Below are 25202 nucleotides of genomic sequence, written 5' to 3' on the forward strand. Positions count from 1 at the left end.
CGGCCCCGGCACGGCGTACGGGCCGCCCGGGCCGAACCGGCCCCGGCACGACGGACGGGCGGGCCGCACCAGGACACCCGGTGCGGCCCGCCCGTCGCGGGTTTCCGTCCGCCTCACACCTTGCGGTAGCCGTACGCCTCCGTCGCCGCGGCCTCCACCGCCGCGATGTCGCCGCCCGCCGATGCGGTGACCACCGCGGCCACCGCGCCCTCCACGAACGGCGCGTCCACCAGCCGCGAGCCCTCCGGCAGCTCGTCGCCCTCGGCCAGCAACGACTTGACCGTGAGCACCGCGCTGCCCAGGTCCACCAGCAGCGCGACACCGGCACCGGAGTCCACCGACCTGGCGGCCTCGGCGATCAGCTCCGCGCTCGTCCCGAGACCGCCCGCGGGAGTGCCGCCGGCCGCCGCCACCGGGGCCGTCGCACCGCCCGCGGCGAGCCCCTTGGCCAGCTCGGCGACGGACTCGGCCACCGGCCCGCTGTGCGAGACCAGCACGATCCCGACCTGCTTCCCGTCGCTCATGCCCGTTCCCCGTCCGTCTTCTCCCCGGTGTCGGCCAGCGCGGCGATCAGCAGGGCCGAGGACGTCGCCCCCGGGTCCTGATGGCCGATGCTCCGTTCGCCCAGGTAACTCGCCCTGCCCTTGCGGGCCTGCATCGGCACTGTCGCCGCGGCCCCCTTCTCCGCCGCCTCCCGGGCCGCCCCGAACGAGGTGCTCAGCGCCTCGACGGCCGGCAGCAGCGCGTCGAGCATCGTCTTGTCCCCGGCCTGCGCCCCGCCCAGCTGCGCCACGGCCGCCACACCCACCCCGAAGGCGTCCGCCAACTGCTGCGGCGTCACCTCGGGGGCATCGCCCAGGGCCTTTCCGGTACGGCGCAGCAGCGTCCCGTACAGCGGGCCCGAGGCACCGCCGACCGTCGAGATCAGGTTCCGGCCGGCGAGCATCAGCACGGCGCCGGGCGTCTGCGGCCGCTCCTCGTCCAGAACGGCGGTCACCGCGGTGAACCCGCGCTGCATGTTGCTGCCGTGATCGGCGTCCCCGATCGCCGAGTCGAGCTCGGTGAGACGGTCCGCCTCACGGCCGACCAGGGCGGCGGCCCCGGTCATCCAACGGTGGAAGAAGTCGGCGTCGAGCACATGATCTCCTTGTCGCTGTGGCATGACGGAATGCGGTACGGACGGATCAGCGGCCCCAGCGCAGCGCGGGCGTCTGCACCGGCGCGTCCCAGAGCCGCAGCAGTTCCTCGTCCACCTGGCAGAGCGTCACCGAGCAGCCCGCCATGTCGAGCGAGGTCACATAGTTCCCCACGAGCGTACGAGCTGCCACCACACCCCGCTCGGACAGCACCCGCTGGACCTCCGCACCGAACCCGTAAAGCTCCAGCAGAGGCGTCGCCCCCATGCCGTTGACCAGCACGATCACCGGGCCGGTCGGTTCGAGGTCCTCCAGCACCGTGTCCACCGCGAAGTCCGCGATCTCCCGCGACGTCATCATCGGACGCCGCTCCCGCCCCGGCTCGCCGTGGATCCCGATGCCGAGCTCCAGCTCGCCCGGCGGCAGATCGAAGGTGGGGGAGCCCTTGGCCGGTGTGGTGACGGCCCCGAGGGCCACCCCGAAGCTCCGCGACGACTCGTTCACCCGCCGGGCGACGGCCGCCACCCGGTCCAGCGGGGCGCCCTCGTCGGCCGCCGCCCCGGCGATCTTCTCGACGAACAGGGTCGCCCCCGTGCCCCGCCGGCCGGCCGTGTACAGGCTGTCGGTCACCGCCACGTCGTCGTTGACGAGCACCTGGGCGACCTGGATCCCCTCGTCCTCGGCGAGCTCGGCGGCCATCTCGAAGTTCAGGACGTCACCGGTGTAGTTCTTGACCACGAACAGCACCCCCGCCCCGCTGTCGACCGCGGCAGCGGCCCGCACCATCTGATCGGGCACGGGCGAGGTGAAAACCTCCCCGGGGCAGGCCGCGGACAGCATGCCGGGACCGACGAACCCCGCGTGCAGCGGCTCGTGCCCGGAACCGCCGCCGGAGACGAGCGCCACCTTTCCGGCCACGGGCGCGTCGCGCCGCACGACGACCCGGTTCTCGACGTCCACGGTCAGCTCGGGGTGGGCCGCGGCCATACCGCGCAGCGCGTCCGCGACAACGGTCTCGGGAACGTTGATCAGCATCCTCATGGATATCTCCTGGTGAGATGAGCAGGCAAGCTGCCCGGCCGGGTCTTAGCAGGTCGGAGTGGATGTATCGAGTTCTTGATCTTGGCGCTCCGTGATGCCGGACGACGGTTTTCCGCGGTGCTGAGGCCGGCCGAATGCCGAGTTTTCCGATGAAGCGTCATGGTCGAGTCGGTGCGGGCGGCCTTTGCGAGTGCGCATCACGGCGCAATTATCGACGGAAGGGGGCGGGCGCGCACTGGTGCGACATCGACGGGATCGGGACGATCCCGGGCGCCCGGTGTCCGCCCCGAGGTGCGACGCGGACTTGGTGCCCCGGTCAATGGTGTGTGGCGCGACCGTGCGGCTGTCCAGCCCGCCCTCGCCGTCCCCTGTGCGTCGGGGGTGGCCGAAGGAGGCGTTGCCGGGAGCGAGCCGTTGAAGGGGCGGATGTGCGGCCGGGCCGGCCTTGACACCTTGCCGGCGATCTCCTTGACCTCAAGTTTGGTCGAGGTTCTAGTGTTTTCGTCGGTTGCTCGTCCGACGAGGGGAGAAGACGCGTGATTCTCGTGACAGGTGCCACCGGGAACATAGGAAGCGCTCTGCTCAAGGGGCTGCACGCGTGCGGTGCCGGGCCGTTGCGGGGGCTCACCCGGGACGCCGCGCGGGCCTCGTTCCCCGAAGGGGTGGAGGCGAAGGAAGGCGACTTCGCCGACATGGCTTCCCTGGAGCCCGCGCTGGACGGAGTGCGCTCGCTGTTCCTCGTGTCGCGGATGGGCCCTGATGCCGACATCCTCGATGCCGCCCGCCGGGCGGATGTCGAGCATGTGGTGCTCGTGTCGTCCATCACCGCCCAGACGCATCCGCATCTGGGTCCCGCCCGCGAAAACATGGCTGTCGAACGGCTGGTCAAGGACAGCGGCATGGCCTGGACGATTCTGCGGCCGACGCAGTTCGCCTCGAACGCCATGTGGTGGGCGGCGTCGATCCGTGAACGCCGAACGGTCCGCGTGCCGTATGCGGACACCGGGCTGCCCACGATTCACCCCGCGGACATCGCGGCGGTGGCGCAAGCGGCTCTGACCGAGCCCGGTCACCGGGGGCGGACCTATGCGCTGACCGGCCCGGAGCGGGTGACGGCCCGGCAGCAAGTGGAGGCCATCGCGACGGCGTTGGGGCGGGAGGTGCCCTTTGCGGAGACCGGCCGGGCGGAGGCCCACCGGCACATGTCCACGTTCCTGGGAGCCGAGGCCGCGGACGCGGTGCTGGATGTGACGGGCGGGGACGTCAACGACGAACTGCTGGCGGTGCGCGACACGGTCTCAAGGGTCACCGGATCCCCCGCCAGGCCGTTCCACCAGTGGGTTTCGGAGAATGTCGCCGCCTTCCGCTGAGGCGTCCGTCCCCGAGTCGCGTTCATGCGTACTCAGTTCGGGCCTCACACGTGGGCCGGTAGCGCGACGTCCGGGTGTCCGTCAGGGGCGTCAACCTGTCGATGGTTGCGTCAATGATCCGTTCGCGGCCGCTGCGACCGCGCGCCGCCGGTGGCCGCACCCCTTCGGGCCTGTTCGCAGAAGGCCACCGGCCGGGTCCGACCCGTTCGCGGAACGCGCCGCCGCCGGGGCCACAGGCTGAGGTTCCTCCAGCCGATCGAGTGCGACCGGCCGCCCTTCTGTTTCGGTGTGTGTCTTCCTGCCCATGATCCGCCTGGCGCCCCGATGGGCGTCCTGATTGTCCGGACACAGAAGGAACGGAGCGGTTCATGACGACAGAAGGCGGAGAGCCCATCGCGTCGGTCACCGACGCGACCCTCGCCGACATCGCGGCCAACGGCATCTGGCGCGGCGCGAGCCTCGACATCAACCCGTCGGTGCTCACCGTCGCCCGGGCCCTGCTCGCGGCCCTCCAGGGCACGGCCCCGGCCGGGGCGCTGCCCGAGGAGCTGCGGGAGCTGGTGGAGCGGGTCCTGCGGGAGGCCGGGGTGAGTTTCCCGCGCATTGCCGTGACGGAGGAGATCGGTCTCTCCGCGTTCGCGATCAAGCAGAAGACCTCGGAGCCACGCCCGGTGGTGATCGTGCCGGCCGGGTGGAACCCGTACGGCTGGATGCCGTTCATGGTCGGCTACCTCTCCCTGGCGGCGCGCGGTTACCACGTGCTGGCGTACACGCCCCGCGGATTCGGCGAGCCGGGCGGGCCGTTCACGTCCGACGGGTTCATCGGCGTCGCCGGACCGGACGACTGGTCGGACGGCTCGGCGGTGATCGACCACGCGGAAGGGCTGTTCACGCCGAGCAAGGTCGGGTTCATGGGCCTGTCCTACGGTTCCGGGATCAGCCAGCTGGTCGCCGCGCACGACGAGAAGAACCGGGTCGCCGCCGTGGCCGCCCTGAGCACGTGGGGCAACCTGGCCACCAGCCTCTACGACAACGGCACCCGGCACGAGAAGGCCGTGGAACTCCTGATCGCCTTCACCGGGGCCGAGAAGGGCAAGGAGAAGGAGAAGTTCGACGAGGCGACGTGGGACATCCTCCAGAACTTCCAGAACGGGCAGAACATGAAGGAGGTGGTGGAGTGGGGCACTGTGCGTTCCCCGGAGACCTACGTGGACATCACCAACGCCCGGTCCATCCCGACCTTCTACTCGAACACCTGGCACGAGAGCCTGTTCCCCGCCGGTGAGGCGATCGCGACCTTCGAGAAACTCACCGTTCCCAAGCACCTGAACCTGTGGATCGGCGACCACGGCGCCCCGGAAGGCGTCGGCATCACCGGCATGCCGAGCGGTACCCCGTTCCGGGGCTATCTGACGCCGATGACGGAGACCTACGCCTGGCTCGACCACCACCTGCTCGGGAAGGGCAGTGAGGTGCCCGGCTGGCCGGTGGTCAGCAGCCAGGTGATGTTCACCTACAAGACCAAACCGGCCGGCGTCGGCGGTGACCGGATCGTGGAGGCAGCACGGCGCGAACCGTTCCACTCCTGGTCCGAGGCCACCACCGGCACCGAGGCCTGGTACCTGAACGGCACCGACGGGGACGGCGGGGCCGCCCTGTCCGACAAGCCGTCCGCGGGCTGGAGCCGGGCCTTCACCGCCGGGCACGAGACCACCGCCACCGCCATGGACGACATCATGGAGACCGGACAGAAGGAGTGGTTCGGCAACCCCAAGCCCTACGACCCGGCCGGCTTCGAGGCGGACCGGCTCCTGGTCTGGACCACCGAGGAACTGGCGGGCGGACGCCGTATCCGCGGCGCCGCAGAGCTCAGGCTCACCGTCCGCATCGAGGAGGGCGATGCCGCGACCCTGGTCGCCTACCTCTTCGACGTGGCCCCGGACGGCACCGCCCGGATCATCACCCACGAGCCCCTCACCGCCACCGGCCTGGACACCGGCACGGACCGGACCGTCGGCTGGACGCTCCAGCCCGCCGCCTACGACCTCGCCGACGGCCACCGCCTCGCCCTGGTCGTCAACAGCCGGGACCGCCTCTACGCGTTCACCGGCACGAAGGACGCCACCACCACCATCACCTCCACGACCGGCCAGGAAGCAGTCCTGGAACTGCCACTCGGCTGACCGACACCCCCGGACGCCACCGGGCGGGCACTCGTGCGCCGAACCCGCCCGGTGGAAACGCCACGGACGACACCGGCCGGGTGCCGCAGGGCGTTCGCGGCCCACAGCGCGGACCATGGCCGAGCTATCCTCCGCGCATGCGCAGACAGTTCACCGGCTGGCCGGAGCAGGCCATGGACGTGTTGTGGCAGCTCCAGGGCGAACCGTCCAAAGCGACCCGGGAGCGCTGCCGCGCGGACCGCGAACGCCTGGTCAGGCAACCGATGATCGCCCTGCTCAACGAGGTCGCGGACGCCGACCCCCGGTACGAGGACTTCTCCGTCTGGCACTACCGCACCGACTCCTGGTGGTGGCAGAACCAGGGCGCGGTGATCCGAATCGGGCGCAAGGTCGAGATCGGTCTCCGGTTCTCCCTGGACGGCCTGCGGATCCAGGGCGCCTGGTGGTACCCCGACCCGGGCCAGGTGGACATGTTCCGCAGGGCCGTGGCCTCCGAGGGCAGCGGCCGCGAACTGTCCGCCATCGTCGAAGACGTGCGGCGCAAGGGCTACGACATCTCCGGGGACGTGATGAAACGCCCCCCGCGTGGCTATCCGGCGGACCACCTCCGTGCAAACCTGCTGCGCCACCGTTCGCTGATCGCCGCCCGTTCTTTCGGCTGCGAGGAATGGCTGCACACTTCCGAAGCGGTCGAGCAGGTCCTCTCGGCCGCCACCGACCTGGACGCCCTGCTGCTGTGGCTGGCCCGCCACGTCAAACGCACCGCCTGACCCCATCCGGGCTTCCGAAGCCGCTCATTCCGGAGCGGACGGTTCGCAGAGTGGCTGCCGGGAGCCGAGTGAACGGCGCAGGAGCGCCGAGGCTCCGGGAACGGTGGGGTGTCGTCCGCACCTCAAGGGGCTGGACCTGCAAGGCCGACGCCCGCCGGGGGAGGTCCTGACCCGCCCCCGGGCAGCTCTCCTGGAAGTCGGCGTCCTCGACCGAGGGGCGCCCCCCCCGGGGCCGGGCGCTCCTCCCGTCCGGCCCCGGCTTCGGCACCGTGCCGTCAGACGCCCGCCGCGCGGGCCGCCGCGTACACCTCGGCCGCCACGTCGATCAGCTCCGCGGCGTCGCGCGTCGTGCCCTGGAGGTCGATCAGGAACTCCGGGACACCCGTCGCGGCATGGGCCGCCAGGTCCTCGACGATCTGGGCGACATCGCCGTGGAACGCCTCGCGGCCCGCCCCGGCGACCGGCTCGGCGCTGTACCTGGCGTTGACCCGCACGCAGACGTCGAGCGGCCGTTCCCGGCCGCGCTCGGCCGCCAGGTCCCGGACCTGCTTCCACTGCTCGGCCAGCCGGTCGGCCCCCATCGCGACGGGCATCCAGCCGTCCGCCCGGTCGACCAGCCGGCGCATGGCCCGCGGACCGGTCGCCGGCAGATAGACCGGAATGGGCCGCGCCGGCTTCGGGCCGACCTCGGACGGGACGATCGTGGTCAGCTCGCCCCGGTAGGAGACCGGGTCCGGGCCCCAGACGGCCGCGCACACGTCCAGCAGCTCGTCCAGGACCGCGCCCCGCTTCTCGAAGGGGGCCACGGAGGCCGCCGCGTACTCGTCGAGCGACCAGCCCGTGCCGAGCCCCGCGACCACCCGGCCGCCGCTCGCGGCGTCGAGCGAGGCGAGCGAACGGGCCAACTGGAACGGCACGTGCAGCGGCGCGACCAGGACACTGGTGCCCAGCCGGGCCCGCTCCGTCGCCCCGGCGGCGAGCGCGAGCGTGATCAGCGGATCGGCGACACCGCGGTACTGGTCGGGCCACGGCAGCCCCGGTATGCCGTACAGCCCCTGCGTGGGGGACTCGGGGAAGACGATCCGCTCGAAGACCCACAGGCTCTCGTAGCCGGTCTCCTCCGCCGCGCGCGCCACGGCGGCCACGTCGCGGCCGATGTCGTACTGCTTCATCTGCGGAAGACCGAGACCGATCGGGACCGGCATGTGTGCACTCCTTCGGACGGGCAGTGGGACAACCACCGTATGACACTTGCCCGTTGAGTGGTCGATGCGCTGTCCGGAGCGGCGCGGGAAGGCTGCGGACGGCCCGCGCGGGACGCGGTGGGGGCGGGGCGCGGAGACGGGTGCGCGGGCCGGCAGGGGCGGCCGGGGACGGGGCCGCCGGTCCGGAGCGGGGTGGTACGGACCGCCCCCGACAGGGGCGACGCGGGGCTTCGGCCCGGGGGAGACGGGGTCCTGTCGAGTCGGGGGCGATCACGAGATATCTTGATGTCAAGCAATGTTGTAGACGTGGAGCGGAGCACAGGGTGACTGACTCGACCATCATCTATACGCACACCGACGAGGCCCCGGCCCTGGCGACCTATTCGTTCTTGCCCGTGGTCCAGGCCTACGCCTCGACGGCCGGTGTCAACGTCGAGAGCCGGGACATCTCGCTGGCCGGGCGCATCATCGCGGGCTTCCCCGAGCGCCTGGAGGAGGGCCAGCGCATCGAGGACGCGCTCGCCGAGCTCGGCGAGCTGGCCAAGCGGCCCGAGGCCAACATCATCAAGCTGCCCAACATCTCGGCGTCGATCCCGCAGCTGAAGGCCGCCATCGCCGAGCTCCAGGCGCAGGGCTACGCGCTTCCGGACTACCCGGACGACCCGCAGACCGATGAGGACAAGGACGTCCGCGCGCGCTACGACAAGGTCAAGGGCAGCGCGGTGAACCCGGTGCTGCGCGAGGGCAACTCCGACCGCCGCGCCCCCGCCTCGGTCAAGAACTACGCCAAGGCGCACCCGCACCGCATGGGCAAGTGGTCCGCCGACTCGAAGACGAACGTCGCCACCATGGGCGTCGACGACTTCCGTTCCACCGAGAAGTCCGTGGTCATCTCCGAGGCCGGTTCGCTGCGCATCGAGCTGGCCGGTGACGACGGCAGCACCACCGTGCTGCGCGAGTCGGTACCGGTGCTCGCGGGCGAGGTCGTCGACGCCGCGGTCATGCGCGTCGCCGCCCTGCGCGAGTTCCTCACCGCGCAGGTCGCCCGCGCCAAGGCCGAGGGCGTGCTGTTCTCCGTCCACCTCAAGGCCACCATGATGAAGGTCTCCGACCCGATCATCTTCGGCCACGTGGTCCGCGCCTTCTTCCCGAACACCTTCGCCAAGTACGGCGACGTGCTCGCCGCGGCCGGCCTCTCCCCGAACGACGGCCTCGGCGCCATCCTCAACGGCCTGGACGGCGTGCCGCACGTCGGTGCCGAGATCAAGGCGGCCTTCGAGGCCGAGCTCGCCGAGGGCCCCGCCCTGGCCATGGTCGACTCGGACAAGGGCATCACCAACCTGCACGTGCCCAGCGACGTCATCGTCGACGCCTCCATGCCGGCCATGATCCGCACCTCCGGCCACATGTGGGGCCCCGACGGCCAGGAGGCCGACACCCTCGCCGTGCTGCCCGACAGCAGCTACGCGGGTGTCTACCAGGTCGTCCTCGACGACTGCCGCGCCAACGGCGCCTTCGACCCGTCGACCATGGGCTCGGTCCCGAACGTCGGCCTGATGGCGCAGAAGGCCGAGGAGTACGGCAGCCACGACAAGACCTTCGAGATCCCGACCACCGGTACGGTGCGGGTCCTCGACGGCAAGGGCGAGGTCGTGCTGGAGCAGGCCGTGGGCGCGGGCGACATCTTCCGCATGTGCCAGGCCAAGGACCTGCCGATCCAGGACTGGGTCAAGCTCGCCGTCACCCGGGCCCGCGCCACCGGCGCCCCGGCCGTGTTCTGGCTCGACGAGGACCGCGCCCACGACGCGCAGCTGATCGCCAAGGTCAAGACCTACCTCGCCGACCACGACACCGACGGTCTGCAGATCGAGATCATGTCGCCGGAGAAGGCGACCGCCTTCTCGCTGGAGCGCATCCGCCGCGGCGAGGACACCATCTCGGTCACCGGCAACGTGCTGCGCGACTACCTGACCGACCTGTTCCCGATCCTGGAGCTGGGCACGAGCGCGAAGATGCTCTCCGTCGTCCCGCTCATGAACGGCGGCGGCCTGTTCGAGACCGGTGCCGGCGGCTCCGCGCCCAAGCACGTCCAGCAGCTCGTCAAGGAGAACTACCTGCGCTGGGACAGCCTGGGCGAGTTCTTCGCGCTCGCGGCCAGCTTCGAGCACCTGGCGACGACCACGGGCAACGCGCGCGCCAAGGTCCTCGCCGACACGCTCGACCGCGCGACCGGCACCTTCCTCAACGAGGACAAGTCGCCGAGCCGCAAGCTGGGCGGCATCGACAACCGCGGCAGCCACTTCTACCTGGCCCTGTACTGGGCCCAGGAGCTGGCGCAGCAGACCGAGGACGCGCAGCTCGCGCAGGCCTTCGGCGAGCTCGCGAAGACGCTGGCCGAGCAGGAGCGGACCATTGTCGACGAGCTGATCGCGGTGCAGGGCTCGCCGGCCGACATCGGCGGCTACTACCAGCCCGACCCGGCCAAGGCCGCCGCCGTGATGCGCCCCTCGGAGACGTTCGTCCGGGCCATCGCCTCCATCGGCTGACGGAACGACCGCGCGAACAGCGGCGGGAGGGGTGCGGCCGACGCGGCACCCCTTCCCCCCTCCGCCCCGGCTGGCACCACGCCCGGCCGGGGCTCTTCCGTGTCCGGGACCGGCGTCGGGCGATCCGCGCGAACCGGGCACGGGGAGCCGCCCCGGCCGGTAGGTTCGCTTGCCCGGACCGACCGGACCGCCATGGAAGGGCAGGAACCGTGCTGACAGGGCTGACAGGCAAGAACGCCGTGGTCACCGGAGGATCGCGGGGCATCGGACGCGCGATCGTCGAGCGGCTGTGCCGCGACGGGGCGCGTGTGGTCTTCAACTACGCCACCGACGACGAGGCGGCCGAGGAGGTCGTCCGCACGGTACGGGAGAACGGCGGCGAGGCGCGGGCCGTCCGGCAGGACCTCGCGGACCCGGACGGCGCGGAACGGCTGATGGCGGTCGCCGAGGAGGAGTTCGACGGGCTGGACATCCTGGTGAACAACGCCGCCCTGTGCCCCACCCCCTCCCTGATCGTGGACACCGACCCGGAACTCTTCGACCGGGTGATGGCGGTCAACACCCGGGCGGCCTTCCTGACGATCCGCCACGCGGCCCTGCGGATGCGCGACGGCGGACGCATCGTGAACATCTCCACGGCCAACACCGTGCGATCGGGCCCCGGCATCTCCGCCTACGCCGCGAGCAAGGGCGCGCTCGAACAGCTCACCGCCGTGGCGGCCCAGGAACTCGGCCCCCGCTCGATCACCGTCAACACCGTCTCGCCCGGCGCCACCGACACCGACATGCTGCGCGCCGCCAACCCGCCGCAGGCGCTGGAGACGGTCGTCGGCATGACCCCCCTGCGCCGGCTGGGGGAGCCCGCCGACGTGGCCGACGTGGTCGCCTTCCTCGTCGGCCACGACGGGCGCTGGCTCACGGGGCAGAACGTACGGGCGACGGGCGGGCTGGCCTGAGCGCCGCCCGACGGGCCGGCCACGGCACCGGTCGCGGACACCCCGGACACCCCCTGCGTCCGGCGGCGCCCTGACGGGTGAATGTCGCGCGACGGCGGGCGCAGGGCCGCGCACAGCCGCCGCACGGCTGATTTGCTGCACCTGGAATCCGGGGTGACGCGCGTGGGCCGGTCCGCGGGCCGGCCGGGTGGGCCGGGATCCCCTGCCGGGCGCCCGGCCCGCCCGCGCACGACGATCGAAGGAGCGTCCCAGTGACGACGACGGGCACAGCAGGGGAAACCGGGTCGGAGGAGACGTACGCGAACGAGCTCCCGGTCCACGCCGAGGAACCGGGAAACGTCGTCGTCAAGTGGCTGACCACCACCGACCACAAGACGATCGGCACGCTCTACCTGGTCACGTCGTTCGCCTTCTTCGTCCTCGGCGGGGTGCTGGCCCTGGTCATGCGCGCCGAACTGGCCCGCCCGGGAATCCAGATCGTGTCGCCCGAGCAGTTCAACCAGGCGTTCACCATCCACGGCACGATCATGCTGCTGATGTTCGCGACGCCGCTGTTCGCCGGATTCACCAACTGGATCATGCCGCTGCAGATCGGCGCGCCCGACGTGGCGTTCCCCCGGCTGAACATGTTCGCCTACTGGCTGTACCTGTTCGGCTCGATCATCGTCGTGGCCGGCTTCCTCACCCCGAACGGGGCCGCGGACTTCGGCTGGTTCGCCTACTCCCCGCTGACCGACGCGGTCCGCTCGCCGGGCATCGGCGGCGACATGTGGATCATGGGTCTGGCCTTCTCCGGCTTCGGCACGATCCTCGGTTCGGTCAACTTCATCACCACGATCATCTGCATGCGCGCCCCCGGCATGACGATGTTCCGCATGCCGATCTTCACCTGGAACGTCCTGCTGACCGCCGTGCTGGTCCTGATGGCCTTCCCGGTCCTCGCCGCGGCCCTGCTGGTGCTGGAGGCGGACCGCAAGTTCGGCGCCCACGTCTTCGACGCGGCCAACGGCGGCGCCCTGCTCTGGCAGCACCTCTTCTGGTTCTTCGGCCATCCGGAGGTGTACATCATCGCCCTGCCGTTCTTCGGCATCGTCAGCGAGATCATTCCGGTCTTCAGCCGGAAACCGATCTTCGGCTACGTCGGCCTGATCAGCGCGACGATCGCCATCGCGGGCCTCTCCGTGACCGTCTGGGCCCACCACATGTTCGTCACGGGCGCAGTGCTGCTGCCCTTCTTCTCGTTCATGACCTTCCTGATCGCCGTACCGACCGGGGTGAAGTTCTTCAACTGGATCGGCACGATGTGGCACGGGGCGCTGTCCTTCGAGACCCCGATGCTCTGGTCGATCGGCTTCCTGGTCACCTTCCTGTTCGGCGGTCTGACCGGGGTGATCCTGGCATCGCCCCCGATGGACTTCCACGTATCGGACTCGTACTTCGTCGTCGCACACTTCCACTACGTCGTCTTCGGCACCGTGGTCTTCGCGATGTTCGCCGGATTCCACTTCTGGTGGCCCAAGTTCACCGGAAAACTGCTCGACGAACGACTCGGCAAGATCACCTTCTGGACGTTGTTCACGGGCTTCCACGGCACGTTCCTGGTGCAGCACTGGCTCGGTGCCGAGGGCATGCCGCGCCGCTACGCCGACTACCTCGCCGCGGACGGCTTCACCGCGCTGAACACGATCTCGACGATCTCCTCGTTCCTGCTCGGCCTGTCGATGCTGCCGTTCCTCTACAACGTGTGGAAGACCGCCAAGTACGGCACGGACGTCGGCACCGACGACCCGTGGGGCTACGGCCGTTCGCTGGAGTGGGCGACCTCCTGCCCGCCGCCGCGGCACAACTTCCTCACCCTGCCCCGGATCCGTTCCGAATCCCCGGCCTTCGACCTGCACCACCCCTCGCTCCGCGCGCTCGACGAGGCCCTCAACCGCCCCGGCGGCGAGATGACCGGCGTCCCGGAGGACACCCGGCCGTGAGCACGGCGTCCCGGGATGGGGAGGAACGAGTGGACCCGGACGAGGACACCGCCCGCGGACTGGCCCAGCTGCAGGGCTACCTGCTGTGGAGCGCCGAGGTCGAGGAGGCCCGCCGACGGGCGGCCCGCTTCACCGACGGGCTGCCCTGGCTCACCACCGCCCAGCGCGAGGACGTGGAACGGGCCTACACGGCCGACCGGCTCGCCGCCGCACGGGCCGCGCTCACCCGGATCGCCACCAGGTCCACCGCGTTGCGCGGCGAGTACGAGGCACGCTACCGCAGGCTCAGGAAGCGCTGCGTGGCCACCGGCGTCGTGCTCGTCGGCGCGGCCGGCGGCGCCTGCGCGGCGCTCGCCCTGCTGTCCCGCTGACCGGGCGGTGTCGTCCGTCCGCCGTCCTCAGCAGGCGAAGTCCGCGCCGACTCGTAAGGATGAGTGACGACGTGCGCGTGCGACGTGGCAGGCGAACGGACGACCGTGCAGGCCCGAGAAGGGACGAAGACCGTGGCACGACCCAGAATTCTCGTTGTCGGCGCCGGATTCGCCGGAGTGGAATGCGTACGCCGTCTGGAGCGCGGCCTCATCCCCGGCGAGGCGGAGATCGCGCTCGTCGCCCCCTTCTCGTACCAGCTCTACCTGCCCCTGCTGCCCCAGGTGGCGGCCGGTGTGCTCACCCCGCAGTCGGTCGCCATCTCGCTGCGCCGCAGCCAGAAGCACCGCACCCGGATCATCCCCGGCGGGGCCATCGGGGTGGATCCCGGGGCGAAGATCTGCGTCATCCGCAAGATCACCGACGAAATCGTCTACGAGCCCTACGACTACATCGTGCTCAGCCCCGGCAGCATCACCCGCACCTTCGACATCCCCGGCCTGCTGGACCACGCGCGGGGCATGAAGACCCTGGCCGAGGCCGCGTACGTGCGCGACCACGTGATCGCCCAGCTCGACCTCGCCGACGCCAGCCACGACGAGCAGGAGCGGGCCTCGCGCCTGCAGTTCGTGGTGGTCGGCGGCGGATACGCGGGCACCGAGACGGCCGCCTGCCTGCAACGCCTCACCAGCAGCGCGATCAAGCGCTATCCCCGGCTCGACCCGGAGCTGATCAAGTGGCACCTCATCGACATCGCCCCGAAGCTGATGCCCGAACTGGGGGACAAGCTCGGCAGCAGCGCTCTGGAGGTGCTGCGCGCCCGGGGCATCGAGGTGTCGCTCGGCGTCTCGGTCGCCGAGGCCACCGCCGAGACGGTCACCTTCACCGACGGCCGGGTGCTGCCCTGCCGCACCCTGATCTGGACGGCAGGGGTCGCCGCGAGCCCGCTCGTCGCCACCTTCGACGCGGAGACGGTGCGCGGCCGGCTCGCCGTGACCGCCGAGATGAGTCTGCCCGGCTTCGACGGCATCTTCGCGCTCGGCGACTGCGCGGCCGTGCCGGACCTCAGCAAGGGCGACGGCGCGGTCTGCCCGCCCACCGCACAGCACGCCATGCGCCAGGGCCGCCGGGCCGCCGACAACCTCATCGCGACCCTGCGCAACCAGCCGCTGAAGCCGTACGTCCACAAGGACCTCGGCCTCGTCGTGGACCTCGGCGGCAAGGACGCCGTCTCCAAACCGCTCGGCGTCGAGATGCACGGGATCGCCGCACAGGCCGTCGCCCGCGGCTACCACTGGTCGGCGCTGCGGACCAACGTCGCCAAGGCACGGGTCATGACCAACTGGGTGCTGAACGCCGTCGCGGGCGACGACTTCGTCCGCACCGGCTTCCAGTCCCGCAACCCCGCCAAGCTGCGCGACTTCGAGTACACGGACGCCTATCTGACCCCGGCCCAGGTCCGCGAGCACACCGCCGCGCTGCACACCGGCACCTGAAGCCGCGGCATCCGTCCCGGCGCGGGCGGCGACCGCCGCCGGGACGGACGCCGGCCCGGTCAGCTGCCGCCCGCGTGTCCCGCCGTCAGCTCGGGGTTCCGCTCCACCACCGGGTCCAGGATGTCGTCGATCCCCTTCAGCAGCTCCGCGTCCAGCGTCACCCCGGCCGCCCCGACGTTCTCCGTCACCTGCTCCGGCCTGGACGCGCCGATGATCGCGGCGGAGACGTTCGGGTTCTGCAGCACCCACGCCACCGCGAGCTGGGCCAGGCTGAGACCGGCACCGTCGGCGAGCGGCCGCAGGCGCTGGACGCGCTCCAGCACCTCGTCGCGCAGCCAGCCGGCCACCATGTCGGCGCCGCCCTTGTCGTCCGTCGCCCGCGAACCGGCCGGGAGCGGGGCACCGGGCCGGTACTTGCCCGTGAGCGCGCCCTGGGCGATCGGGGACCAGACGATCTGGCCGATGCCCAGCTCCTCGGAGGCGGGCACCACGTCGCTCTCGATGACCCGCCACAACGCGGAGTACTGCGGCTGGTTGGAGATCAGCGGCACCCGCAGCTCGCGGGCCAGCCCGTGCGCGGCGCGCAGCTGGTCGGCGGTCCACTCCGAAACGCCGATGTAGAGGGCCTTGCCGGAGCGGACGACATCGGCGAACGCCTCCATGGTCTCTTCCAGCGGCGTCGAGTGGTCGTAGCGGTGGGCCTGGTACAGGTCCACGTAGTCCGTCTGCAGGCGGCGCAGCGAGTTGTCGATGGATTCCATGATGTGTTTGCGCCCGAGCCCCCGGTCGTTGTGTCCGGGGCCGGTCGGGAAGTAGACCTTGGTGAACACTTCGAGGTCCTCACGGCGTTCGCCCTTGAGCGCCCGGCCCAGGACGGCCTCGGCACGGGTCTCGGCGTAGACGTCGGCGGTGTCGAAGGTGGTGATTCCGGCGTCCAGGGCGGCGCGGATGCAGGCGGCGGCCGTGTCCTCCTCCACCTGGGATCCGTGGGTGAGCCAGTTTCCGTAAGCGATCTCACTGATGGTCAGGCCGCTGCGACCGAGCCGGCGGAACTCCATGTGACTGCTCTCCCTGCGTTCGTGGGGTGCGTCGTGCGATGGCCCGGCCATGCTATTGCGTCGGTCCGGTGCTCTCCGGGCGGACCCGGGCGCCCGGGACGGTGCGCCGGACGGCGCCGAGGAACGCGGCGTTGTCCGGTGTACGGCGGAGCCGGTCGAGCAGGGTTTCGAGCGCGGACTGCGGATCCCTGGTGAGCAGCGCGCGCCGCAGCCCCCGTACCGCCCGCAACTCGCCTTCCGGTACGAGGAGTTCCTCGCGCCGGGTGCCGGAAGCGGGGATGTTCACGGCTGGGTGGACGCGCCGGTCCGCCAGGGCGCGGTCGAGCCGGAGCTCCATGTTGCCGGTGCTCTTCAGCTCCTCGAAGAAGTAGTCGTCGGCACGGGAGCCGGTCTCCACCAGCGCGGTGGCCAGGATGGTGAGGGAGCCGCCCTCCTCGGCGAGTCGCGCGGCGCCGAAGAGCTGCTTGGGGCCGAGCAGGGCGGCCGCGTCGACGCCGCCGCTGAGGGTGCGTCCGCCTGCGGCGGAGGCGTTGTTGTGGGCGCGGCACAGGCGGGTGAGGGAGTCGAGCAGGACGACGACGTCCCGGCCCTGCTCGACCAGTCGCCTGGCGCGCTCGACCGCGAGTTCGGCGAGCGCGATGTGTTCCTTCGCCGGCCGGTCGAACGTCGAGGCCAGCACCTCGCCCCGCACGGAGCGGCGCATGTCGGTGACCTCCTCGGGGCGTTCGTCGACCAGCACCACCATCAGATGGCACTCGGGGTGGTTGGCGGCGACGGCGGCGGCGATCTGCTGGAGCAGCACCGTCTTGCCGGTCCTGGGCGGAGCGACGACGAGCCCGCGCTGCCCCTTGCCGATCGGTGCGACCAGGTCGACGAGACGCATCGCGGCGCCGCCGGACGGTGTCTCCAGTCGCAGCCGCTGCCGGGGATGGAGCGGGGTGAGGTCGCAGAAGCGCGGCCGGCCGCGAAGTGCCCGCGGGGGAAGGCCGTTGACCCGCTCCACGGCGGACAGGACGCGGGGCCGGTCGCAGAACCCCTCGACCAGGTCGCCCCGGCGCAGGCCGTGGCGGCGGATCAGGGCGGCCGGGACCGCCACGTCGTCCGGGGAGGCGAGACCGCCCCGGACGCGCAGCGCGCCGTTTCCCTGGTGTGTGGTGTCGAGGACGCCTTCGGCCTCCTCGGTGGTCGACTCCCGGTGCAGGAGCGGGTGTTCAAGAGTGCTGGTCATGGAGGGCGGTCCTTTCGCGGACATGGCGAACGAAGGTGCCGGACGGCGCGGGCGGAAGGGATCACGCCGCGCACGACGGGCGGGAAAGCTCGGACCGGAAGAACCGGGCCCGAACTGGGTGAGGTGAAACGGAAAGCCGGATCGCCGGTCGGAAGAGGACGGGCGTGACGGCTCCGGAGAGGTGAATCGGCACCGGCACCTCGAAACGAGGCGTACACGTGTGCTGATTGCACGGTACCACGGCATCCGGGCGCCGGCGGCCCGATGCGGCAGGGCCCCGATATGCGGTTGCCGCGGCGTTCGCGGAGTGATGTGGTTCTCCGGGCCACCCGCCCGTCCATCCGTTCCGACCTGCGCCCCGGGCGCAAAGGAGTCGCTTTGCCGCTACGCATCACCGCACTGACCGACCCCGAGCGGTCCGGCGGGAGCCACCGCCTGGCCTGGCTCGCCTCCGATTCCGAGGGCAGCCCGATCGGCTCGGCGTTCCTGCGGGTCTTCACCCGCGAGGGCCAGGACCACTTCGCCGAACTGGAGCTCAACGTCCACCCGGCCGAGCGCCGCAAGGGGGTCGGCTCGCGGCTGTTCGACACGGCGGTCGCCGCCGCCCGCGAGGAGGGGAGGCGCAGCGTCGTCGCGCAGGCCAGGGCCGGTTCCCCGGCGGATGCTTTCCTGCGGGCCAAGGGACTGCGCACGGTGCTGACCCTCGTGTACGTCCGGCTCCCGCTGGCGAAGGCCGACACCGGCGCCCTGCGCCGGATCGTCGGGCAGCCGCATCCGGGCTACCGGCTCGTCTCCTGGGACGGCACCGTCCCGGACGAACTCGCGCCGACGTTCGCCGCGTCCCGCCGGGCCATGGACGACATGCCCATGGGCGACACCGACTTCGGCACGGTCGTCTGGGACGTGGACCGGGTCCGGTCCGTGGCGGCGGCCGTCGCGGCACGCGGCGACCTGCTGCACACGGTCGCGGCGGTCGACGAGTCCGACGGCACGATCGTGGGCTTCACGGAACTCGTCGTCCCGGGCGACAGGAAGGGCGACGCCCAGCACTACGGCACCGCAGTCCTTCCCGAGCACCGGGGGAACGGCCTGGGCCGGTGGATGAAGGCCCGGTCCGTCCTACGGGCCCGGGAGAGCCACCCGGACCTGGAAGGGCTGCTGACCGACACCGCCGACAGCAATGCGCACATGCGGCGCATCAACGAGGAGTTCGGCTACGAGCCGACGCACACGTCGGCCGAGTACCGGCTCGATCTGTAGGAACCGCCCGGGGGCCGGAGCCCGGGGTCTCGCCCCGGCCCCCCCGGCCCCCTCCGGATCAGACCGTGCCGCGGAACGCGCCCAGGATCTGCTCGGCCGCGAGCGTGGCCGTCAACTCGCCGTCCCGGACCCGCTGTTCGAGCTCCGGGGCGAGCGCACGCACCGCCGGATGGCCGCGCAGGCTCTCCAGCAGCTCGTCCCGCACCATCGTCCACGTCCAGTCGACCTGCTGGTCGCGCCGCTTCGCGGCGAGCCGACCGGTCGATTCGAGCAGCGCGCGGTGCTGCTCCAGCCGTTCCCACAGGGTGTCGAGCCCAGTGGACTCACGCGCGCTGCAGGTGAGCACCGGAGGCGTCCACGCCGCGTCCGCCGGGTGCATCAGCCGCAGCGCACCGGCCAGTTCGCGCGCCGCCGCCCGCGCGTCGCGCTCGTGCGGACCGTCCGCCTTGTTGACCGCGATGGCGTCCGCCAGCTCCAGGACGCCCTTCTTGATCCCCTGGAGCTGATCGCCGGTACGGGCCAGGGTCAGCAGCAGAAACGTGTCGACCATGTTGGCCACCGCCGTCTCCGACTGGCCGACGCCGACCGTCTCCACCAGCACCACGTCGTACCCCGCGGCCTCCATCACCACGATGGACTCCCGGGTCGCCTTCGCCACCCCGCCGAGCGTGCCGGCCGTGGGGGACGGGCGCACATACGCCGCCGGGTCCACCGCGAGCCGCTCCATCCTGGTCTTGTCGCCCAGGATGGAGCCCCCGGTACGGGTGGAGGAGGGGTCGACGGCCAGCACCGCGACCCGGTGCCCGAGCCCGGTGAGCATCGTGCCCAGCGCGTCGATGAAGGTGGACTTGCCCACGCCGGGCACCCCGCTGATGCCGATCCGCCGGGCCGCACCGGAGTGCGGCAGCAGTTCGCGCAGCAACTGCTGGGCCAGCACCCGGTGATCGGGGCGGGTGGACTCGACGAGGGTGATGGCCCGCGCGATCTGCGCACGCCTCCCGTCGAGCACCCCCTTCGCGTAACTGTCGATGTCGATCTTCACGGCCATCTGGTCAGCGGCTCACAGCTCGTGGCCGAGCTCGGTGCCGAGCCGCGTCACCAGGTCGTACGCGGCGTCCGGGATCACCGTGCCGGGCGGGAACACGGCCGTGGCGCCCGCCTCGTGCAGCGCGTCGACGTCCTGCGGCGGAATCACCCCGCCCACCACGATCATGATGTCCTCGCGCCCCTCGGCCGCCAGCTCCTCGCGGAGCGCCGGGACGAGCGTGAGGTGCCCGGCGGCCAGCGAGGAGACGCCCACGATGTGCACGTCCGCCTCCACCGCCTGCCGCGCCACCTCGGCCGGCGTCTGGAACAGCGGGCCGACGTCCACGTCGAAGCCCAGGTCCGCGAAGGCCGTCGAGATCACCTTCTGGCCGCGGTCGTGACCGTCCTGCCCCATCTTGGCGACCAGGATGCGCGGACGGCGCCCCTCGGCCTCCTCGAACCTGTCCACCAGTGCCCGGGTCCGGTCCACGGAGGGGGACTCACCTGCCTCGTTGCGATACACACCGGAAATCGTACGGATCTGACCGGCGTGCCGTCCGTACACCTTCTCCAGGGCGTCCGAGATCTCGCCCACGGTCGCCATCGCGCGGGCCGCGTCGACGGCCAGCGCCAGCAGATTGCCCTCCAGGCCGGGGCCCGGCTCCCGCTCGGCCGCCGCGGTCAGGGCATGCAGCGCGGCCCGGCAGGCCGACTCGTCGCGCTCCTCGCGCAGCCGGCGCAGCTTCTCGATCTGCTGGGCGCGCACCGAGGAGTTGTCGACCTTGAGCACCTCGATCTGCTCGTCGCTCTCCACCCGGTACTTGTTGACCCCGATCACCGGCTGGCGGCCGGAGTCGATCCGCGCCTGGGTGCGGGCCGCGGCCTCCTCCACCCGGAGCTTCGGGATGCCCGCGTCGATGGCCTGCGCCATGCCGCCCGCCGCCTCGACCTCCTCGATGTGCTGCCAGGCCCGGCGCGCCAGGTCGTACGTCAGCTTCTCCACGTACGCGCTGCCGCCCCACGGGTCGATCACCCGGCCGGTGCCCGACTCCTGCTGGAGCAGCAGCTGGGTGTTGCGGGCGATCCGGGCCGAGAAGTCCGTCGGCAGGGCCAGCGCCTCGTCGAGCGCGTTGGTGTGCAGCGACTGGGTGTGCCCCTGGGTGGCGGCCATCGCCTCCACACAGGTCCGGGTCACGTTGTTGAACACGTCCTGCGCGGTCAGCGACCACCCGGACGTCTGCGAATGGGTGCGCAGCGAAAGGGACTTGGCGTTCTTCGGCTCGAACTGCCCGACCAGCTTGGCCCAGAGCAGCCGGGCCGCCCGCAGCTTCGCGATCTCCATGAAGAAGTTCATGCCGATCGCCCAGAAGAACGACAGCCGCGGCGCGAACGCGTCCACGTCCAGCCCCGCCTCCCGCCCGGCCCGCAGGTACTCCACCCCGTCCGCCAGCGTGTACGCCAGCTCCAGATCGGCCGTCGCACCCGCTTCCTGGATGTGGTAGCCGGAGATGGAGATCGAGTTGTAGCGCGGCATCTTCTGCGAGGTGTACGCGAAGATGTCGGAGATAATCCGCATCGAGGGCTTGGGCGGGTAGATGTAGGTGTTGCGGACCATGAACTCCTTCAGAATGTCGTTCTGAATGGTCCCGGCCAGCTTCTCCGGCCCGACGCCCTGCTCCTCCGCGGCCACGATGTACAGCGCGAGCACCGGGAGCACCGCGCCGTTCATCGTCATCGACACCGACATCCGGTCCAGGGGGATGCCGTCGAAGAGCTGACGCATGTCGTAGATGGAGTCGATCGCCACCCCCGCCATGCCGACGTCACCGGTCACCCGCGGGTGGTCGCTGTCGTAGCCGCGGTGGGTCGGCAGGTCGAAGGCGACGGACAGGCCCTTCTGGCCGGCCGCGAGATTGCGGCGGTAGAAGGCGTTGGACTCCTCGGCGGTGGAGAAACCGGCGTACTGCCGGATCGTCCAGGGCTGGTTGACGTACATCGTCGGGTACGGGCCCCGCAGGTACGGGGCGATGCCCGGGTACGTGTCGAGGAAGTCGAGCCCTTCCAGGTCGCGCCCGGTGTACAGCGGCTTGACCGCGATGCCTTCCGGGGTCTGCCACAGCAGGTCGTCGTCCGACCCGCCGGAGGACTCCTTCACCGAGGCACGCCACTGGTCCTCGGACACTTCGGCGGCATCGCCCGGACCGAGGTCGATCCCGGAGAAGTCGGGGATACGCATTACGCCACATCCATACGGTCGAGGAGGGAGGAGAGCACGGCCACCACGTCGGAGCCGGCGAAGACGTACTCGTCGACACCGGCGTGCTCGCCGGGCCGGCCCGCGAGGAACACCCGCTGCGCGCCCGCCGACCGCAGCGCCCCGGCCACCGCCGCGGCCTGCTCGGCGTAGAGCGCGTCGCTGGAACACAGGCACGCCACGGTGGCCCCGGAGGCGGAGAACGCCCCGGCGGCCGTCGCCGCGTCGACGGAGACCGGGTCGTGGACCGGCTCGATGCCGCCCGCCCGGAACAGATTGGCGGCGAACGACGCCCGCGCGGTGTGGGCCGCGGCGGGCCCGAGCGCGGCGAGGAACACCTTCGGCCGCTGCCCGGTCGCCGCGAGGTGCGCGTCCGACCGGGCGCGCAGCGCCTCGAACGCCTCGTCGCGCCGGACCCGGGGCAGACCGCCCGGGGCCACCGGATCGGCGGGGGCGGCCTCGCGCTCCACCGGACGCTCCGCCAGCAGCGGGAACTCGCTCACCCCGGTGATCGGTTCCTTGCGACGCGCCAGGTCCTTGCTGCGCGTCGCCCAGGTCGCCGCGAGACGCTCGCGGATCATCCCGGAGCGCAGGGCGGCGGCCTGACCGCCGGAGCGTTCGATCTCCTGGAAGAACGACCACGCGGCATCGGCGAGTTCGGCGGTGAGCCGCTCCACGTACCAGGAACCGCCGGCCGGGTCGATCACCTGGGCCAGGTGCGACTCCTCCAGCAGGATCGTCGACGTGTTGCGGGCGATGCGCCGGGCGAACGCGTCCGGCAGCCCCAGGGCGTGGTCGAACGGCAGCACGGTGACGGAGCCGGCCCCGCCGACCCCCGCGCCCAGACAGGCCAGCGTCGTCCGCAGCATGTTCACCCACGGATCGCGCCGCGTCATCATCACCGGGGACGTCACCGCGTGCTGGCGCTGCGCGCCGGCCCCGGCGGCCCCGCACACCTCGGCCACCCGGGACCACAGCCGGCGGGCGGCCCGCAGCTTGGCGATGGTCAGGAACTGGTCGGCGGTCGCCGCGTACCGGAACTCCAGCTGCCCGCATGCCTGCTCGACCGTGAGACCGGCCTCCGTCAGGTCCCGCAGGACGGCGACGCCGGTCGCCAGCGAGGCCCCCAGCTCCTCGGCGGCCGAACCGCCGGCCTCGTGGTACGGCAGCGCGTCCACGGTCAGCGCCCGCAGCCCGGGGAACTCCCGCGCGCACCGCAGCGCCCAGCGGACCGCGTCCGAGGAGTCGGGCTCGGTGCCGCCACGGGCCGCCAGGGCGAACGGGTCGGCGCCGAGATTCCCGCGGAGGGCCGGGGCACCGACCCCGCGCTCCGCGGCGATGCGCAGCAACTCCGTGGCGGCGGCGTCGAGTTCGCCCCCGGCGTCGAGGACCACGGGGGCCAGGTCGAGAAGGACGCCGTCCAGCGCCCTCGCCAGACCGGACACCGGTACGCCCCCGGCGCCGCCCACGGTCAGCCACAACGAGGTGACGCCGTTCTCCAGGTCGGCGAGCACCGCCTCGTTGAGCCGCGCGGGATCCGCGAGGGTGTGCCGCTGCCGTACGTCCCAGCCGCCCGCCGCATTGCCCTCGGCGGTGCTGCCGCGGGTGAAGGGGGCGAAACCCGGATATCCGGCATCGGGCGCGCTGTCGCGCGAAGTATAGAGAGGGCGGGTGATGAGCCCGTCCTCCACCGTGGTGGACAGCGCTTCCTCGGCGGCCGTCCCCGCGACCTCCTTGCCCGACTTGCGCAGCACGCCCTCGACGAGGCGTTGCCACTGCTCATGGGCGGGGGCGGGGAATTCGGCGGCCAACGAAAGCCCGTCGGCAGGCAGGACCGTCATGCCCAGATGCTAGGTCAGGTCGCTATAGGCCAGCATGGGTTCCGCTTGTGACCTTGCACTCTGCCGACCGCACTTGATCCTTCACGGACCGTGGCGTAACCCGGTCGCCGCAGACGCTTGTCGGTTCCTCCAGGGCACCTGGTATTTGCTCCACAGAACGCCTCAGAACATTGCAGATGCAAGATTCATTCGAATATCTTGTCGCACATGCAGTCCTACACCATCGGGCAGGCGGCGCGTCTGCTGGGCGTGAGCCCCGACACGGCCCGCCGCTGGGCGGACGCCGGAAGGGTCGCCACCCACCGCGACGAAAGCGGCCGCAGGGTCATCGACGGCCGCGACCTGGCCGCGTTCTCCATCGAGGTCGGCCAGGGCGGCGGAGGCGAGGACGACCCCTCGTACACCTCGGCCCGCAACGCCTTCCCGGGCATCGTCACCGCCGTGAAGCTCGGCGACGTCGCGGCGCAGGTCGAGATCCAGGCGGGCCCGCACCGGCTGGTCTCCCTGCTCACCCGGGAGGCCGTCGAGGAACTCGGACTGGAAGTCGGCATGCGGGCCACCGCTCGGGTGAAGTCCACCAACGTGCACATCGACCGCGTCTGACCGCGCGCCGCCCACGACGCGTCCCCCTCCCCAAGGAGCCCCCGTCACCATGACGACCACCCCCGGCAGGCGCCGCGTCGCCGCCGCGCTCACGACCGCCGCCCTGCTGCTCCCGCTCGCCGCCTGCGGCGGCGACGGGCAGGAGTCCGCCGGGAAGTCCGCACCGTCCTCCGGCGCCCGGCTGACGGTCCTCGCGGCGGCCTCCCTCACCGACGTGTTCAAGGCGGCGGGCGCCGCGTACGAGAAGGAGCACCCGGGCACGAAGGTGGCCTTCTCCTTCGCGGGTTCCCAGGAGCTGGCCGCCCAGGTGAAACAGGGCGCCCCCGCCGACGTGCTGGTCACGGCGGACACCAGGACGATGGACGGGCTGTGGGACGACACCGGGACCCCCACCGTCATCGCGAAGAACCGCCTGGTCATCGCCACCGGGGAGGGGAACCCGAAGAAGATCGGCGGCCTGAAGGACCTGACGGACCCCGGCCTGAAGGTCGTCCTGGCCGCCCCCGAGGTACCGGTCGGCCGTTACAGCGAACAGGTCCTCGACGCCCAGAAGCTCACCGTGAAGCCGGTCTCCCAGGAGCCCAGCGTCCGTGCCGTCCTCAGCAAGGTCGAGCTCGGCGAGGCGGACGCGGGCATCGTCTACCGGACCGACGCGGCCACGGCCCCCGACGAGGTCGACGCCGTCGACATCCCCGACGCGCAGAACGCCGTCGCCTCCTACCCGGCCGCCACCCTGCGCCAGTCCGGCGACAGCGAGGCCGCGACGGCGTTCGTGAAGTGGCTGAGCACCCCCGCCGCGCAGAAGATCCTCCGGGCGGCGGGCTTCCAGCAGCCGTGACCCGCCGCGACCGGCCGGCACACCGCGTACCGGTGGTGGG

20 protein-coding genes are annotated in these 25202 nt (G+C 71.6%); 11 read left to right on the forward strand and 9 right to left on the reverse strand.

Annotated features, from left to right (window positions below):
* Positions 1 to 113: 113 nt before the first annotated feature.
* From ACFYW1_RS24450 to dhaK, 3 genes are read right to left on the reverse strand one after another with little or no spacing between them, the layout of a single operon-like run.
* Positions 114 to 524 (reverse strand): PTS-dependent dihydroxyacetone kinase phosphotransferase subunit DhaM, encoded by a 411-nt coding sequence (locus tag ACFYW1_RS24450; protein ID WP_388996966.1) that lies wholly within the window; start codon positions 522 to 524, stop codon positions 114 to 116.
* Complete coding sequence (gene dhaL / locus ACFYW1_RS24455) at positions 521 to 1138, reverse strand: dihydroxyacetone kinase subunit DhaL (RefSeq protein ID WP_388996969.1); 618 nt, start codon at positions 1136 to 1138, stop codon at positions 521 to 523. Before dhaL ends, ACFYW1_RS24450 begins: the two co-directional genes overlap by 4 nt.
* A gap of 46 nt (positions 1139 to 1184) precedes the next feature.
* Positions 1185 to 2177, reverse strand: coding sequence for a dihydroxyacetone kinase subunit DhaK (dhaK, locus tag ACFYW1_RS24460; protein WP_388996971.1), 993 nt, complete (start codon positions 2175 to 2177; stop codon positions 1185 to 1187).
* A 536-nt stretch (positions 2178 to 2713) separates the two neighbouring features.
* Here dhaK and ACFYW1_RS24465 point away from each other — a divergent pair.
* The 3 genes from ACFYW1_RS24465 (at position 2714) to ACFYW1_RS24475 (ending at position 6500) form a co-directional block, all read left to right on the forward strand.
* The gene (locus ACFYW1_RS24465) at positions 2714 to 3547 is read left to right on the forward strand and encodes an NAD(P)H-binding protein (RefSeq protein WP_388996974.1); all 834 of its coding nucleotides are present in this window, start codon (positions 2714 to 2716) and stop codon (positions 3545 to 3547) included.
* Between the two features lie 368 nt (positions 3548 to 3915).
* A complete protein-coding gene (locus ACFYW1_RS24470; protein ID WP_388996977.1) occupies positions 3916 to 5730 on the forward strand; it encodes a CocE/NonD family hydrolase in 1815 nt (604 codons plus the stop codon).
* A gap of 137 nt (positions 5731 to 5867) precedes the next feature.
* A complete protein-coding gene (locus ACFYW1_RS24475; protein ID WP_388996980.1) occupies positions 5868 to 6500 on the forward strand; it encodes a DUF2461 family protein in 633 nt (210 codons plus the stop codon).
* Positions 6501 to 6775: 275 nt separating this feature from the next.
* Here the strand turns inward: ACFYW1_RS24475 and ACFYW1_RS24480 are convergent, their stop codons facing one another.
* Complete coding sequence (locus ACFYW1_RS24480) at positions 6776 to 7705, reverse strand: LLM class F420-dependent oxidoreductase (protein ID WP_388996983.1); 930 nt, start codon at positions 7703 to 7705, stop codon at positions 6776 to 6778.
* Positions 7706 to 8028: 323 nt separating this feature from the next.
* Here ACFYW1_RS24480 and ACFYW1_RS24485 point away from each other — a divergent pair, with 323 nt between their 5' ends.
* From ACFYW1_RS24485 to ACFYW1_RS24505, 5 genes are all read left to right on the forward strand, one after another.
* Positions 8029 to 10251, forward strand: a complete 2223-nt coding sequence (locus ACFYW1_RS24485; RefSeq protein ID WP_388996986.1) for an NADP-dependent isocitrate dehydrogenase — start codon at positions 8029 to 8031, stop codon at positions 10249 to 10251.
* Positions 10252 to 10463: 212 nt separating this feature from the next.
* Positions 10464 to 11207: a glucose 1-dehydrogenase gene (locus tag ACFYW1_RS24490; RefSeq protein WP_388997094.1), complete on the forward strand. Its 744-nt coding sequence runs from the start codon at positions 10464 to 10466 to the stop codon at positions 11205 to 11207.
* Between the two features lie 251 nt (positions 11208 to 11458).
* A complete protein-coding gene (gene ctaD, locus ACFYW1_RS24495) occupies positions 11459 to 13189 on the forward strand; it encodes a cytochrome c oxidase subunit I (protein WP_388996989.1) in 1731 nt (576 codons plus the stop codon).
* Between the two features lie 29 nt (positions 13190 to 13218).
* Positions 13219 to 13560 carry a hypothetical protein gene (locus tag ACFYW1_RS24500; protein ID WP_388996992.1) on the forward strand — a complete coding sequence of 114 codons (342 nt, stop codon included), beginning with the start codon at positions 13219 to 13221 and terminating at the stop codon, positions 13558 to 13560.
* Positions 13561 to 13692: 132 nt separating this feature from the next.
* Entirely contained in the window at positions 13693 to 15054 is a 1362-nt protein-coding gene (locus ACFYW1_RS24505; protein ID WP_388996995.1) for an NAD(P)/FAD-dependent oxidoreductase, read from the forward strand.
* Positions 15055 to 15113: 59 nt separating this feature from the next.
* On the opposite strand, the gene ACFYW1_RS24510 is transcribed toward ACFYW1_RS24505, so the two are convergent.
* Entirely contained in the window at positions 15114 to 16112 is a 999-nt protein-coding gene (locus ACFYW1_RS24510) for an aldo/keto reductase family protein (RefSeq protein ID WP_388996998.1), read from the reverse strand.
* Between the two features lie 52 nt (positions 16113 to 16164).
* The gene (rho, locus tag ACFYW1_RS24515; protein WP_388997001.1) at positions 16165 to 17340 is read right to left on the reverse strand and encodes a transcription termination factor Rho; all 1176 of its coding nucleotides are present in this window, start codon (positions 17338 to 17340) and stop codon (positions 16165 to 16167) included.
* Positions 17341 to 17718: 378 nt separating this feature from the next.
* On the opposite strand from rho, the gene ACFYW1_RS24520 reads away from it, so the two are divergent.
* Positions 17719 to 18600 carry a GNAT family N-acetyltransferase gene (locus ACFYW1_RS24520; RefSeq protein ID WP_388997004.1) on the forward strand — a complete coding sequence of 294 codons (882 nt, stop codon included), beginning with the start codon at positions 17719 to 17721 and terminating at the stop codon, positions 18598 to 18600.
* A 58-nt stretch (positions 18601 to 18658) separates the two neighbouring features.
* Here ACFYW1_RS24520 and meaB read toward each other — a convergent pair whose 3' ends face one another.
* From meaB to mutA, 3 genes are read right to left on the reverse strand one after another with little or no spacing between them, the layout of a single operon-like run.
* On the reverse strand, positions 18659 to 19648 hold the full coding sequence (gene meaB / locus ACFYW1_RS24525) for a methylmalonyl Co-A mutase-associated GTPase MeaB (RefSeq protein ID WP_388997007.1): 990 nt from the start codon (positions 19646 to 19648) through the stop codon (positions 18659 to 18661).
* A gap of 12 nt (positions 19649 to 19660) precedes the next feature.
* Positions 19661 to 21862, reverse strand: a complete 2202-nt coding sequence (gene scpA, locus ACFYW1_RS24530; RefSeq protein ID WP_388997010.1) for a methylmalonyl-CoA mutase — start codon at positions 21860 to 21862, stop codon at positions 19661 to 19663.
* Complete coding sequence (mutA, locus tag ACFYW1_RS24535) at positions 21862 to 23721, reverse strand: methylmalonyl-CoA mutase small subunit (protein WP_388997013.1); 1860 nt, start codon at positions 23719 to 23721, stop codon at positions 21862 to 21864. Before mutA ends, scpA begins: the two co-directional genes overlap by 1 nt.
* Before the next feature lie 207 nt (positions 23722 to 23928).
* On the opposite strand from mutA, the gene ACFYW1_RS24540 reads away from it, so the two are divergent.
* Together ACFYW1_RS24540 and modA are read left to right on the forward strand one after the other, a co-directional pair.
* Entirely contained in the window at positions 23929 to 24324 is a 396-nt protein-coding gene (locus ACFYW1_RS24540; protein WP_351830046.1) for a helix-turn-helix transcriptional regulator, read from the forward strand.
* A 49-nt stretch (positions 24325 to 24373) separates the two neighbouring features.
* Positions 24374 to 25162 carry a molybdate ABC transporter substrate-binding protein gene (modA, locus tag ACFYW1_RS24545; protein ID WP_388997017.1) on the forward strand — a complete coding sequence of 263 codons (789 nt, stop codon included), beginning with the start codon at positions 24374 to 24376 and terminating at the stop codon, positions 25160 to 25162.
* The last annotated feature ends 40 nt before the right edge of the window (positions 25163 to 25202 follow it).

It is taken from the genome of Streptomyces sp. NPDC002669, from assembly GCF_042889165.1.
Lineage (GTDB): Bacteria > Actinomycetota > Actinomycetes > Streptomycetales > Streptomycetaceae > Streptomyces.

Bases quoted from the DNA above. Each gene is read 5' to 3' on its own strand.
- ACFYW1_RS24450 (WP_388996966.1), bottom strand. From the start codon at position 524: ATGAGCGACGGGAAGCAGGTCGGGATCGTGCTGGTCTCGCACAGCGGG.
- dhaK (WP_388996971.1), bottom strand. From the start codon at position 2,177: ATGAGGATGCTGATCAACGTTCCCGAGACCGTTGTCGCGGACGCGCTG.
- ACFYW1_RS24470 (WP_388996977.1), top strand. From the start codon at position 3,916: ATGACGACAGAAGGCGGAGAGCCCATCGCGTCGGTCACCGACGCGACC.
- ACFYW1_RS24475 (WP_388996980.1), top strand. From the start codon at position 5,868: ATGCGCAGACAGTTCACCGGCTGGCCGGAGCAGGCCATGGACGTGTTG.
- ACFYW1_RS24480 (WP_388996983.1), bottom strand. From the start codon at position 7,705: ATGCCGGTCCCGATCGGTCTCGGTCTTCCGCAGATGAAGCAGTACGAC.
- ACFYW1_RS24510 (WP_388996998.1), bottom strand. From the start codon at position 16,112: ATGGAGTTCCGCCGGCTCGGTCGCAGCGGCCTGACCATCAGTGAGATC.
- rho (WP_388997001.1), bottom strand. From the start codon at position 17,340: ATGACCAGCACTCTTGAACACCCGCTCCTGCACCGGGAGTCGACCACC.
- meaB (WP_388997007.1), bottom strand. From the start codon at position 19,648: ATGGCCGTGAAGATCGACATCGACAGTTACGCGAAGGGGGTGCTCGAC.
- scpA (WP_388997010.1), bottom strand. From the start codon at position 21,862: ATGCGTATCCCCGACTTCTCCGGGATCGACCTCGGTCCGGGCGATGCC.
- mutA (WP_388997013.1), bottom strand. From the start codon at position 23,721: ATGACGGTCCTGCCTGCCGACGGGCTTTCGTTGGCCGCCGAATTCCCC.
- ACFYW1_RS24540 (WP_351830046.1), top strand. From the start codon at position 23,929: ATGCAGTCCTACACCATCGGGCAGGCGGCGCGTCTGCTGGGCGTGAGC.
- modA (WP_388997017.1), top strand. From the start codon at position 24,374: ATGACGACCACCCCCGGCAGGCGCCGCGTCGCCGCCGCGCTCACGACC.